Here is a 13171-nt window from a genome sequence, read left to right on the forward strand (position 1 = left end):
TTACTCGATTAAGGACAAGACATCTTATTTAGAAAAGAGTGGGTTTTAACTCGGAAATTCCAGAGAACCTAAGGGCTCCATGCTTTTTTTTACCTTCACAGGATAATTTTCTTCATTAATCGGGCTAATTAGGAAAAGACTATGTAATGATACATTGGTATTCTTGAGGGAATTAGAATATCCGTCAAAAATAAAACACTTCATATAAAAAGGGTGTTGTGTTAAAATCAATCGGTAATTCTACTTCAAATGTGGTGGGTGAATCAATTGCTCTCTTCTTTTAAGAGATTCTTAATCGGCCGGCCGTTAAAATCAACGGAACTAGGCGAACAAAAATTAAATATCCTGAAGGCTTTAGCCATTCTTTCCTCCGATGCTTTGTCATCTGTGGCCTACGGGACTGAACAAATTCTGATAGTTTTAGCAACGGTAAGCGTGATTGCCTACTGGTATTCGGTTCCGATTGCAGTTGGAGTGTTATTTCTATTAGCTGCGCTAATTCTTTCCTACCGGCAAATTATTTATTCCTATCCCCATGGCGGCGGGGCATATATTGTTTCGAAAGAAAATATTGGTGAGAAAGCGGGACTAATCGCTGGGGGATCCCTTTTAGTTGATTACATATTGACGGTGGCGGTAAGTGTATCTGCTGGTACAGACGCGATAACGTCTGCCTTCCCAACTTTACACCAGCATACCGTTGGAATTGCTTGTGTTCTGGTAGTCTTTATTACCATTCTAAATCTGCGTGGTATAACAGAGTCAGCATCCATCTTAGCTTATCCCGTCTATTTATTTGTTGTAGCGTTATTTGTTTTAATTGGTGTCGGTCTTTTTAAAATTATGACAGGCGATGTCTCACCAACCGTTCAGCATGCGGCACTTGGGACACCTGTTCAAGGAATAACACTGTTCTTGCTGCTTCGTGCTTTTGCATCAGGATGCTCAGCGTTAACAGGGGTGGAAGCCATTTCGAATGCGATTCCAAGTTTTAAAGACCCAGCTCCAAAGAATGCGGCCAAAACATTAATTTTAATGGGGACATTGCTTGCCTTGTTATTTACGGGTATTACTTTCCTAGCTTATTATTACGGAATTTCACCAAGGCATGACGAAACGGTCGTCTCACAAATTGCCAAAGAGACTTTTGGCCGTAATTACCTTTATTTCTTTGTCCAAGGTACGACCGCACTTATCTTAGTTCTGGCGGCTAATACTGGATACTCTGCGTTTCCGTTATTAGCATATGCGCTTGCCAAGGATAAATATATGCCAAGGATGTTTACCATTAGGGGAGACAGACTGGGATATTCTAACGGGATTGTTTCCTTAGGGGTAGGCTCCATCTTGCTGATTATCTTTTCTAGAGGTCAAACAGAGCACTTAATCCCTCTTTATGCGGTTGGCGTATTTATCCCGTTTACCTTGTCGCAGACGGGGATGATCATAAAGTGGTTACGGGAAAAACCGGCAGGATGGGTAGCGAAACTAGCTGCCAATCTAGTCGGTGCACTCATCACCTTAGCTGTATTAATTATTTTCTTTTTAACTAAATTTAGCCAAGTATGGTTTGTGGTTATCTTTTTACCGATCATCGTGTTTGCCTTCAAACGGATAAATCATCATTATGAAGCAGTTGGTGAACAATTAAGAATCCATCCAGATGATCCTGCGCCGCCGATAGAGGGGAATGTTATTATTGTCCCCGTCGCTGGGATTACTAAGGTTGTTGAAAACTCAATCAATTATGCCAAATCGTTAACGGATCAAATCTTTGCGGTTTATGTATCGTTTGATCGTGAGGACGAAAAGCGTTTCGAAGAAAAATGGCAGCAATGGCAGCCGGATGTAAGGCTCGTTACTCTACAGTCACATTACCGAAGTGTACTGATTCCTTTATCGAAATTTATCGATACGGTAGAACATAAGGCAAGTGAAAACCAATATCGGGTAACCGTATTGATTCCGCAATTTATAACAAAGAAAAACTGGCATAATATTTTGCACAACCAATCAAGTTTATTGATTCGTACCTATCTTATTTTTAAAAAGAGGGTTATTGTGTCAACACTGCCATTTCATTTTAAAAAATAGCACATTATATTTTGCATGTTGATTTCCGCTCAGGGGCGCTTCGCTTCGGCGCAAAGAAAATTTTGAGCAAAGCAAAACCACCGGGATTAATCGGTGGTTTTCTTTGTCTTTTTGACTAAAAAATAAATGGCCCCTAGAACTATCGCGCCGATAATGGCTGGCATTACATAGGGTTGTGCGTACTCTTTGATATGTGCCCAATTACTGCCTAAGACTTTACCTAAGTAGAGGAACAAAATCGTCCACGGAATAATGGCTGCTACAGTGTAAAGCGTAAATTTGGCTGCCGACATTTTGGCAATTCCTGCTGGGATGGAAATCGCATGCCTGACTACAGGAATAAATCGTGCTGAAAAAATAACTCCGGCTCCATATTTTTCAAACCATTGTTCCGCTATATCGATATGATGCTTTTTAATAAGCACATACTTTCCGTACTTTTCTAAAAAAGGTCTGCCGCCGTAATAACCGGCCCAATATAAAAATAATTGTGCAAGTGTTCCGCCCACAGTCCCGGCAATGACGGATCCGATAAAATTGAGATGCCCTTGTGAAATCATATAGCCGCCATAGCCTAAAACAATTTCACTCGGGATAATCTCTATCATTAATCCTAAGGCGATGCCAAAATAGCCTAATTGTGATAAAGACTCCAATATTGAATTAATAAATTCTGTCATAGTTCACCTTCACTTAACTATATGTTTATATCTCCTTTCCTAGTGTAAACCAGATTGTCTATTTAAGAAATAAATATGGTCCTTTTCTCTGGGACATTCCTAAAAAGTCAAAAAACAATTCACTGATTTTTTTCTTACATAAGATATTTTAAAAACATGGTGGCAATCCCGAAGTAGGTAAGCAGTGAAAATATATCATTCAAGGTAGTAATTAGGGGTCCTGAGGCAACAGCAGGATCAATTTTTAAACGAAATAGAATAAGCGGAATAACCGTCCCTGCAAGTGTTCCGATGATTAGGGTGAAAAATAGAGAGCTGCCGACAACAGCACCTAAAATGAGACTTCCCTGCCAGATATATGCAATCACTGCAATCAGAATAGAGCAAGTAATACCAATGGTAATCCCAACACCCAATTCCCTTGCAATTAATCGTGCAATCACACCTTTATCAATATCGTACGAAATCAGCCCTCTTACTACAACTGCCAGCGATTGTGTCCCTGTGTTTCCAGTCATGCCGGCAATCATCGGCATAAAAAAGGCCAGCGCTACTACTTGCTTTAGCGTATCTTCAAAACTGCTGATAATTCTTCCTGAAACCACACCGATAAATAAAAGTAAGATGAGCCATGGGAGCCTTCTTGCGGCTGCTACTAATGTTTTTGTTTCAAAATCAATGGATTTTCCTGTTGCCGATAATTTTTCAATATCCTCATTGGCTTCCTTAATTACGATGTCAATAATGTCATCAACGGTGACAATCCCGACGAGGACATTATTCTCATCGACGACGGGGATGGCTAAGAAATCATAGCGCTCCACGATTTGTGCTACAACCTCTTGGTCTGTCACGACTGTAACAGAAATGATCCGTTCATACATAATGGTTTTTATTTTTTCATCTAGCTCCGCTAAGAGTAAATCACGATAAGAAACGACGCCAACCAATTTCCGGTCTTCATCAATAACGTATAGATAGTTAATTGATTCGGCAAATTCAGCAAACACCTTAAACTTATCAACAGCTTCTCTAACCGTAAAAGAGCTGCGGATCCAAACAAACCGATTCGTCATGATTCTGCCGGCGGTTTCTGGGGGATATTTCATTATATCTTGGACAGCATTAGACTCCTCTGCCTTCATTCCTGAAAGAAGGGAATCTTTTTTCTCTGGCGATAATTCATGCAGTAATGACGCCAGGTCATCATTATCCATCAAATCAAGGACCTTACTAGATTTTTCAATTCCTAAAAGATTTAATAAGCCAAGCTGATCTTCCTTTTCAAGTTCTTCCATTAAATCAGCAAGAACATCAAATTTTAAAAATAGGAGAAATCGCCCTTTATGCTTTTCAGGTAAATCCTCATAAATCTTGGCGACATCATAGGGCTGGAGTTCATCAAGTATATTTTCAAATTCCGTTTTTCTATTTTCCTTTAATGTTTTTATGATATAAAGACTTAATTCATCTTGAGTCATATCCTTAATCATGGATGAAACCAGCTCCTTTTCTTTCTAATGCATAGAATCTAATTGGCTAAAGAAATATAGATGAAAAAGGAAAGTTAACAAATAATAATCCAATAAGCATAAATCTAGTATGTGTCAATCAAACTTATTATTTGTAAAAGAATTGAAATAAGCTATTTGGACTATTATTTGATAAAATAAGGAAGTATTGACTAAATCATTTTATGTGTTGAACGGAGGAGTTTTGCTTTGAAAAAGCATCATCAAGACATACAGGATCTCATCTATGTCCATTTAAACCAAACAGACCAGTATGTAATGTCTTCCGGTATCGAATTTGCTGAATTCGCTGCTGCTTTTTCAGGTTCATTAAATCCCTTGCTATTACTTGCGCACCGCTTTGATGATGCTGATTTTAATATGCATACCCAACTTGAATATTGTCCTGATGAAAGAATTAATAAATTGGCAGGGGAAGATGTCTATAGTTACGGAAATTTCTGTTGGATTGACTTTATTGAGGAAGATGTATTGAATGAACTGACAGGTCAGGAAATCGCTGAACTATTATACTTAGGTCATTTAAAGCACCATCTAAAATTGCCCTTTTATAATAAATTAGGTAACCGTTTTGTTTATTTGGCTCAAGATGATGGCTGGTTCAACAAAACCTATTACCGAAGCTTCAAGGATTTCTTCCATGTTCTAAGTGAAGTGGTAGCAGGAAAACTAGGGGATCTTAAAGTTGAAAAATCAATTCTTGGCTTTCGAAAGAAAAAGACCTATCCCCAAGTAAATAAAGAAATCCTTCTTTCCCTAACACCGTTCATTAAGGAAGGGATTTGTATTTCTTTACGAGATGCCGACCATCAGCGGAGTCGAATTGAAATTCCAATCTGGGTAATTGGCGATTTCGCAAATATGGATGATATGGTAGAGGAATATGAGCAAATCTCATCGAAACCTTGTCATGCCAAAATTATTTTTGACAAAAAGACAAAAGAATGGAAGTTAAATGTCATCTAAATCTTTAATCTTTAAAAATAAGTCCCACTCCTATTGGGTGGGACTGTTTGCTATGAGAACCACATGTTGAATAATCCTTCGTTCACGCCCAAGTTATACATATAATAAATTCCGAATAATATGCTGATAATTCCTGCAAGATTATTCAAATATTTATTCAATTGTTTACCGGATGTTAACACAAATGGGATCCCAATCACCGTGGAAAAGCTAAGCATCCCAACAATCGTGCCACAACCGAAAATAAGTATGTATAATGCACCTTGCCATGCAGTCGAAACGGTGCTCATTGTTAATAAAACCATTGCCGCACTGCCGGCAAGCCCATGAATGAGACCAATGAAAAAGGATTTTAGGTGGGTGCGTCCTTTTGTTTCTTGGTTCGAAGCAGGATGGGAATGAGGATGACGATGTTTCATAAATGCTAAAATACTATTTATGCCGAGACTAACGAGCATGATTCCTACTATAAATTCGAGGCTCAGTGCGACTGTATCTGTGATAGTATTTTTTGCGACAATCAAAAACATTCCGAAAAGGAAGAGTGTGGCGGTGTGCCCAATTCCCCAGTAAACACCAGCAAAGATGGAGCGCTTTAAATTTTTTGATTCGCTCGCGATGGTGGATACTGCAATAACATGGTCAGGCTCAATCGCATGCTTAATTCCTAGCAAGAAGCCTAATAATAATATCGATAAGAGTGATCCTGTCATTAACTCGCCTCCAAAAAACGTTTCAAAGGCAATTATACAGGAAAAACCGCCAAATTAACTATCCCGAGTTTTTAAGCAAGCTGTACTAAACATAAAATATTTAGGTAGGAAAAAACTTATAAACTTGGGTGACTACATTTCCTTTCTTTTTAAAATAAGTGTTAAAATATAACCGTGAATGAGAAAATGGAGGTTTCGTATGAAAACAAAATTGGGTTTATTATATGGAGGAAAATCAGCCGAACATCAAGTATCCCTGCAAACAGCCTTGGCTGTCATTCGGGCGTTAGATCTTGAAAAATTCGATATTCATCCTATTTACATAAATACCGAAGGAAACTGGATTAAAGGACAGCAATTAAGTGAGCCAGTAGAAAACGTAAAGGCCCTAGAATTTTCAGAAGGAAGTCAATTATCGCCTTTGTCATTAGCTCCAGCGCTTTTCCAAGCTGAAAAGCAGGAAACACTAGATGTGATTTTCCCGTTGTTACACGGTCCGAACGGGGAAGACGGAACCGTTCAAGGCTTATTGGAACTGCTAAATCTTCCATACGTTGGCAATGGAGTGCTTGCTTCAGCTGCGGGTATGGATAAAGTCATGATGAAAAATGTATTTGCGCAAGCAGGGCTTGCTCAAGTGAACTATGTAGCTTTTATTAAAAGTGAATGGGAAAGAGCTAAAGCAGAGGCTTACAGCAAGGTCGAAGCAGAACTTGGCTACCCTTGCTTTGTGAAGCCAGCGAACCTAGGCTCAAGTGTCGGTATCAGCAAATGTACCAATCGTGCGGAATTAGAAGCAGCGTTTGCTGAAGCCTTTCAATTTGACCGCAAAGTCATCATTGAAGAAGGTGTTGTTGCCCGTGAAATCGAGATTGCGGTTCTTGGAAATGATGAACCTGAATGTTCAGTGGCTGGTGAAATTGTTCCGAAGAAGGATTTCTATGATTATAAAGCAAAATATGAAAGCGGAGATACAGCGCTAATCATTCCTGCTGACATCACAGACGATGAATACGCGCAGCTAAAAGAAATGGCGATTAAAGCCTTTAAATCTTTAGATTGTTCTGGTTTAGTTCGTGCGGATTTCTTTTTGACTAAAGATGGGAAAGCATTGATTAATGAAGTGAATACGATGCCTGGCTTCACGCCGTTTAGTATGTTCCCGCTCTTATGGAAGCACACGGGGGTAGAGTACCCGCAATTGATTGAGCGGCTTGTTAGTCTCGCTAAAGAAAGACATGCTGAGAAGCAACAGATTAAGTTTACTTTCTAAATTAGAGACACGGCTGAAACTGCCGTGTCCATTTGTATTTAGAAAAGCGGAAGCGCCTAAAAAATCAGAAGGAGGATATCCATGATAAAACGATCGTTAAAACAGATTGCTGAGATGATACCTGCACAGGACGTTTTGATTACGTTTGCTGAAACGGTAATCACGGGTGTATGTATAGATTCTCGTAAAATTGAAAAAGGAAACTTATTTATACCTTTTAAAGGAGAACATTCGGACGGACATAAATATGTAGAAGAGTCGATCCGAAAGGGAGCAGCGGCTGCCCTTTGGCAAAAGGATGTGCCAAACCCTCCGTTACACTTACCGATATTGATCGTAGAAAATTGCCTTGTAGCCTTACAGGAATTAGCAAGAAGTTACCGGAAACAATTAGCGGTAAAAGTTGTAGGCATTACAGGAAGCAACGGGAAAACAACGACTAAGGACATGACAGCGGGTATTCTATCTACACAATACAAGGTTCAAAAGACAGAAGGCAATTATAATAATCATATTGGTCTTCCGTTAACCGTTTTAGGATTGGACGAGGACACTGAAATTGCCGTCCTTGAAATGGGCATGAGCGGCAGGGGAGAAATTGAGTTCCTAACAAATCTTGCCTGTCCAGATGCTGTGGTAATTACCAATATTGGCGAATCTCATCTTCTTGACCTAGGTTCAAGAGAAGGAATTGCAGAAGCAAAGCTTGAAATCCTCCAAGGATTAAAAGACGGTGGACTAGCCGTTCTTCATGGTGATGAACCGCTCCTTATGGAAAGAATTCAACGGCATAAAGGAAATATCCAAGTTGAGACTTTTGGGAGAAACGACACAAATGATCTATACCCCACTGAAATTGCTCAGTTAGATAATGGGAATCGGTTCAGAATCAACACGTCAGAGACTGTGTTTGAACTTCCAGTCCTCGGAACACATAATATTTTAAATGCACTTGCTTCGATGCTAATCGCTAACTATTTTTCGATTCCTTTTGAAAAAATGAATGAGGGGCTAGCAAGTATTCGGTTAACCAATATGCGGATGGAATTAGTAGAAGGGAAGCAGGGCGAAAAAATAATAAACGATGCGTATAATGCCAGCCCGACGTCAATGATGGCAGCAATTGAATTAGTATCGAATCTTCAAGGCTATGCACGGAAAATTCTTGTCCTGGGGGATATGTTAGAGCTTGGTCCACAGGAAGAACAATATCATGAGCAAATAGGAGAAGCCTTAAGCGATGAAAAAGTCGATCTCCTGTTCACCTATGGAACTTTAGGAGGGCATATTGCAAACAAAGCTAGAACGGTTTTAGGACCAGAAAGAGTCTTTGCCTTTACGGAAAAAGAAGCACTCATTCAAGAATTAAGGCAACACGTAGATCATCAAACGTTAATCCTTGTAAAAGCGTCAAGAGGAATGAAATTAGAAGAAATCGTGAATGCATTACAAGTAAATTAAGGAAAATAAAACTGATAAGATTATGAATGATTTCAAGATGAGAAAAGAAAAATAACAGAGACCCCTCTTGTGTGAGAAGGTGCCCTTTCATTTTTGCATTAGACTTTTTGATGAGATAATAAGATAGGTTTGGCAATGTAACAAACTTGTCTTGATTGCAAAATACTAGCAACAGTGGTATGATGTTCATCAACGTGTCTAAAGAACGATGATTAAAGGGCATACTCCTTGAGGGAGGATGTTTTTTTTTGGTAAAATAAAGATGTTACCTATTTACGGCATTTTGATGCGTGTCAGCTCAAGCGCCAAGGGGACCTGAGTCGTTTCGGTCCTGCCTAAGATGAAGAATAACTATCCACTTCCATCCTAGTGAATGAAATAAAAACCTATTTCATCCTAGATGATATATATCCTATTTCATCAAGGAATCCATTCTTGATGAATCCAAAACGGACTTCACCTTAAGGCCCTCCAGCGCTTTTCGCCTCAATCCGAGCAGGCGCTACCGCTTTTCTGAGTATCAGGCGAAAATATTCAGCTCTCAAAAATATTTTCACATAGATGAAGGAGAATGAAAACATTGACAAAGTTTGAAGAATTAGGCCTAAGTCAGGCTACGTTACAATCTGTCCTTAAAATGGGTTTTGAGGAAGCAACACCAATTCAATCGGAAACTATTCCGTTGGGGCTAAAAGGAATTGATTTGATCGGGCAAGCTCAAACAGGAACAGGGAAAACAGCTGCATTTGGGATTCCATTGGTTGAAAAAGTTGATACTAGAGCAGATGCGATTCAAGGAATCATTATTGCACCGACTCGTGAACTTGCGATTCAAGTATCTGAAGAACTTTATAAACTTGGTTCGGGCAAACGAGTGCGTGTACTGCCAATTTATGGCGGGCAAGATATCAGCCGCCAGATCCGCTCATTAAAGAAAGCACCACATATCATTGTTGGTACTCCAGGCCGTGTATTGGATCATATCAACAGAAAAACAATGCGTCTTGATACAGTGAACACCGTCATCCTAGATGAAGCGGATGAAATGTTAAACATGGGATTCATTGAAGACATTGAATCCATCCTTGCTTCAACACCAGAAGATCGCCAAACTTTACTTTTCTCAGCAACCATGCCTGGGCCAATTCAAAGAATGGCTGAAAAGTTCATGAAGGAACCGCAAATTGTTCGTGTGAAAACAAAAGAAATGACTGTACCTTCCATTGAACAATATTACCTTGAGGTTCAAGAAAGAAATAAATTTGATGTGTTAACAAGACTTTTAGATATCCAATCACCAGAACTTGCGATTGTGTTTGGCCGTACAAAGCGCCGGGTCGATGAATTATCAGAAGCTTTAACTCTAAGGGGTTATACGGCGGAAGGTATTCATGGAGATTTAAGTCAGGCAAAACGGATTTCTGTCCTTCGTAAATTTAAAGAAGGCACCATTGATGTTCTTGTTGCTACAGACGTTGCTGCAAGGGGTCTAGATATTTCTGGAGTTACCCATGTATACAACTTTGACATTCCACAGGATCCAGAAAGCTATGTTCACCGTATCGGTCGTACTGGCCGTGCTGGTAAAACAGGTGTAGCGATGACATTCATTACACCTCGTGAAAAATCATATCTTGCGGTTGTTGAAAAAACGACAAAACGCAAAATGGATAAAATGAAGGCTCCTACACTTGATGAGGCGTTAGAAGGTCAACAAAAAGCGGTTGTAGAAAAAATCGTTCAAACAATTGAATCAAACAATTTACATTATTATAAAGCAGCAGCGCAAGAATTGCTGGAAGAAAATGACGCATCAACCGTCATCGCAGCTGTATTGAAAATGTTAACGAAAGAACCAGATACAACACCAATTAAGTTAACAGAAGAACAGCTTCCACAAAGAAGAGAAAGAAAGCCGTATAACGACCGTGACCGTAGAAGAAGAGATGACTCTAGAGGTTCAGGTTCATACCGTGGGGATAATAATCGCAAAAAAGCGCCTGCAAGACCACGCAGTGGTGAAAAAAGAACTGGCGGCGGCGGGAAGCCATCATCAAAGCCAAGAACATTTAATCACTAAAAAGCGTTAAAGCATGAACGATTTCGTTCATGCTTTTTTCTATGCCTAAAAGGGAATAGTAAAGTTAAACACAATCCGCTGGAGTGATGATGATGACGTTGGTACGACTCGGTTATGTGGCAATGAGTGTTGAGCTTCAAAATGCCTCCCCCTCGCAAACGATGACATTTGCTCAATTTGAAAAAATAAAAGATCGGGACGCAGCGATTCGTAAATTAGAGAGAATTGCGATTTCAAACTTAGAAAATTGTCTGCGTCTTTTAAAACATAATGCAGGCAATCAAATTCATTTTTTTAGGTTCAGCTCGCGACTCATTCCGCTTGCCAATCATGAGGAATTACTGGATTGGGACTACATCAGCCCTTTAAAGGATACACTCAAGAAGCTAGCAGTTTATATAAAAGAACATCCAGCTCGGATTGATTTTCATCCGGATCATTTCGTCGTTCTTAATACGCCGGATAAAGATATTTTAAAAAATTCCCTAAAAACGCTCGCCATGCATAAAGCCTTGCTAAAGGGAATGGAGATTGATCCAGAACATCGATGTGTACTTCATGTTGGTGGTGGATATAACGATAAGGAGAAAGCTCTCGAGCAGTTTATTCATAATTGGGCCTATATTTCCCCGTCCATCCAACAAATGATTATGCTCGAAAACGATGATACAACATTTACGGTGAAAGACACCCTTTATCTATGTGAAAAGTTAGGGGTGCCGATGGTGTTTGATTATCATCATCATCTCGCAAACCATGAAGAAGAAGAGTGGAGGGCGGATTGGGAGCGGATTGTTGCAACCTGGGCTCAGTCTCCGCTGCCAATTAAGATGCATATTTCCAGTCCACGCTCCGAAAAGGATTTTCGAGCACATGCGGACACAATTGACCCCCAAATGTTTCTGCGGTTCTTACAGCCAATCAAAGGGACCGTTCCTGAGATTCACTGTATGATTGAAGCAAAGCAAAAAGATGCGGCGCTTTTCCAACTTGTAGAGGATTTGCAAGGGAGAGACGGAATTACGTGGATTGACCAATCGAGTTTTAATATCCATTAAAGCATCGGCAGAGAAGTTGGACAAAGAAAGAGGGATCGCAGTGAAAGATCATTCGACTGCAAATCCCTGTTATTTTTGCGCTAGTAAACCAATTGTGGCAATGATAATAATGGCAGCCCAGATGAGCACTTTCCAAGGGGATTGATAAGAAATACTTTTCTTCCTGTTGCTGGCCCAATTCGCGGTACCCTTAATCGAATCTGAAAGCTCCTTTTTATTAAAATAAGGAATAGCTCCTAGTAAGAAGCCGCCAATTAAACCAAATAGATGGGCGGTAATATTAATGTTCGGCTGCAGGAAGGTCATAATCAAACTAACGACACAAAGGGTAAGGATAATTTGTGAATTCTGTTTGGAAAGCATATGTTTCCGGAACAAAATAATCGCAAGATAATAGCCAAATAGTCCAAAAATAGCTCCACTTGAGCCAACATGTGTGTAAGTGAGCGGTTCAAGCAGCAATGTGGCCACATTTGCAATGATTCCTGAGAGAAGATAAATAAATAAAAATCGCCCGCTGCCAAGCATGCGCTCAAGTGCCGGTCCAAATAGTACAAGTGAAAAGCTATTAAAAAGCGTGTGAGAGAACCCGCTATGCATAAAAGTCGGTGTAATCAGCCGCCAATATTCCCCTTCCATAATGTAAAGATTTACTCCAGAAAGATTTTCAAAGAACCAATTGTTTGGGAAGATTGGTAAACTAGTTAACAGATATAATCCTAAATGAATGGTAACAATAATAGAAACAATTGGATAAAGGCGGATAAAATCGCGAAAGCTCTCCGTTCTTGTAAACATCACTTACACCTCCTGAGTCTCATCTTATTTATTGACGTATTTCCATTCTTGTACACTATTACTTATGCTAATCATATAACAAATAGAAGGAAGATGAAGAATGATTAAAGGGATTGGAATCGATATTATAGAACTTTCTAGGATAAATGACATCCTTATGAGGCAAAAGAAGTTTGTCGACCGCGTGTTAACCACAAAAGAACGGCGGAAATTTGAGGAGTTATCGGCTGTAAGGAAAGTAGAATTTTTAGCAGGGCGATTTGCGGCAAAAGAAGCCTTTTCAAAAGCAAATGGAACGGGTATTGGTGAGGAATTATCTTTTCAAGATATTGAAATTGACAATGACAGTTCAGGAAAACCATTTATTGCAAAACCTGAAGTCCGGGCCCATTTATCCATTTCACATAGTAGAGATTATGCCGTAGCGCAAGTAACAATTGAAGAAGATTAGGGACATTAATTTTTAAAAAAACGGCTGTGTTAAAGGTAAAATTGATATTGGCACTCTGTTGATTG

General features: G+C 39.5%; 11 protein-coding genes. 7 read left to right on the plus strand and 4 right to left on the minus strand.

Annotated elements, in window-relative coordinates; genetic code table 11:
• Positions 1–267: 267 nt before the first annotated feature.
• The gene (locus V7659_RS02955) at positions 268–2094 is read left to right on the plus strand and encodes an APC family permease (RefSeq protein WP_335538014.1); all 1827 of its coding nucleotides are present in this window, start codon (positions 268–270) and stop codon (positions 2092–2094) included.
• Positions 2095–2180: 86 nt separating this feature from the next.
• Here V7659_RS02955 and V7659_RS02960 read toward each other — a convergent pair whose 3' ends face one another.
• Together V7659_RS02960 and mgtE are read right to left on the minus strand one after the other, a co-directional pair.
• Positions 2181–2774 carry a DedA family protein gene (locus tag V7659_RS02960; RefSeq protein ID WP_335537995.1) on the minus strand — a complete coding sequence of 198 codons (594 nt, stop codon included), beginning with the start codon at positions 2772–2774 and terminating at the stop codon, positions 2181–2183.
• A gap of 134 nt (positions 2775–2908) precedes the next feature.
• Positions 2909–4267 (minus strand): magnesium transporter, encoded by a 1359-nt coding sequence (gene mgtE / locus V7659_RS02965; RefSeq protein ID WP_335537996.1) that lies wholly within the window; start codon positions 4265–4267, stop codon positions 2909–2911.
• A 228-nt stretch (positions 4268–4495) separates the two neighbouring features.
• Here mgtE and V7659_RS02970 point away from each other — a divergent pair, with 228 nt between their 5' ends.
• Positions 4496–5272 carry a hypothetical protein gene (locus V7659_RS02970; RefSeq protein ID WP_335537998.1) on the plus strand — a complete coding sequence of 259 codons (777 nt, stop codon included), beginning with the start codon at positions 4496–4498 and terminating at the stop codon, positions 5270–5272.
• 50 nt (positions 5273–5322) lie between these two features.
• On the opposite strand, the gene V7659_RS02975 is transcribed toward V7659_RS02970, so the two are convergent.
• Positions 5323–5985: a sulfite exporter TauE/SafE family protein gene (locus V7659_RS02975; RefSeq protein ID WP_335537999.1), complete on the minus strand. Its 663-nt coding sequence runs from the start codon at positions 5983–5985 to the stop codon at positions 5323–5325.
• Between the two features lie 199 nt (positions 5986–6184).
• On the opposite strand from V7659_RS02975, the gene V7659_RS02980 reads away from it, so the two are divergent.
• From V7659_RS02980 to uvsE, 4 genes are all read left to right on the plus strand, one after another.
• Positions 6185–7258 carry a D-alanine--D-alanine ligase gene (locus V7659_RS02980; protein ID WP_335538000.1) on the plus strand — a complete coding sequence of 358 codons (1074 nt, stop codon included), beginning with the start codon at positions 6185–6187 and terminating at the stop codon, positions 7256–7258.
• An 81-nt stretch (positions 7259–7339) separates the two neighbouring features.
• Entirely contained in the window at positions 7340–8719 is a 1380-nt protein-coding gene (locus V7659_RS02985) for a UDP-N-acetylmuramoyl-tripeptide--D-alanyl-D-alanine ligase (protein WP_335538002.1), read from the plus strand.
• Between the two features lie 580 nt (positions 8720–9299).
• Complete coding sequence (locus V7659_RS02990) at positions 9300–10799, plus strand: DEAD/DEAH box helicase (protein WP_335538004.1); 1500 nt, start codon at positions 9300–9302, stop codon at positions 10797–10799.
• 92 nt (positions 10800–10891) lie between these two features.
• A complete protein-coding gene (gene uvsE, locus V7659_RS02995) occupies positions 10892–11857 on the plus strand; it encodes a UV DNA damage repair endonuclease UvsE (RefSeq protein WP_335538005.1) in 966 nt (321 codons plus the stop codon).
• A gap of 69 nt (positions 11858–11926) precedes the next feature.
• On the opposite strand, the gene V7659_RS03000 is transcribed toward uvsE, so the two are convergent.
• A complete protein-coding gene (locus V7659_RS03000; protein ID WP_335538007.1) occupies positions 11927–12655 on the minus strand; it encodes a rhomboid family intramembrane serine protease in 729 nt (242 codons plus the stop codon).
• 100 nt (positions 12656–12755) lie between these two features.
• On the opposite strand from V7659_RS03000, the gene acpS reads away from it, so the two are divergent.
• Positions 12756–13106: a holo-ACP synthase gene (acpS, locus tag V7659_RS03005; protein WP_335538008.1), complete on the plus strand. Its 351-nt coding sequence runs from the start codon at positions 12756–12758 to the stop codon at positions 13104–13106.
• Positions 13107–13171: the final 65 nt, after the last annotated feature.

The organism is Neobacillus drentensis (assembly GCF_036966985.1).
Classification (GTDB): domain Bacteria; phylum Bacillota; class Bacilli; order Bacillales; family Cytobacillaceae; genus Neobacillus; species Neobacillus drentensis_E.

Coding starts and splice junctions, on each gene's coding strand:
- V7659_RS02960 (WP_335537995.1), bottom strand. CDS start 2,774: ATGACAGAATTTATTAATTCAATATTGGAGTCTTTATCACAATTAGGC.
- mgtE (WP_335537996.1), bottom strand. CDS start 4,267: ATGATTAAGGATATGACTCAAGATGAATTAAGTCTTTATATCATAAAA.
- V7659_RS02975 (WP_335537999.1), bottom strand. CDS start 5,985: ATGACAGGATCACTCTTATCGATATTATTATTAGGCTTCTTGCTAGGA.
- V7659_RS02980 (WP_335538000.1), top strand. CDS start 6,185: ATGAAAACAAAATTGGGTTTATTATATGGAGGAAAATCAGCCGAACAT.
- V7659_RS02985 (WP_335538002.1), top strand. CDS start 7,340: ATGATAAAACGATCGTTAAAACAGATTGCTGAGATGATACCTGCACAG.
- uvsE (WP_335538005.1), top strand. CDS start 10,892: ATGACGTTGGTACGACTCGGTTATGTGGCAATGAGTGTTGAGCTTCAA.
- V7659_RS03000 (WP_335538007.1), bottom strand. CDS start 12,655: ATGTTTACAAGAACGGAGAGCTTTCGCGATTTTATCCGCCTTTATCCA.
- acpS (WP_335538008.1), top strand. CDS start 12,756: ATGATTAAAGGGATTGGAATCGATATTATAGAACTTTCTAGGATAAAT.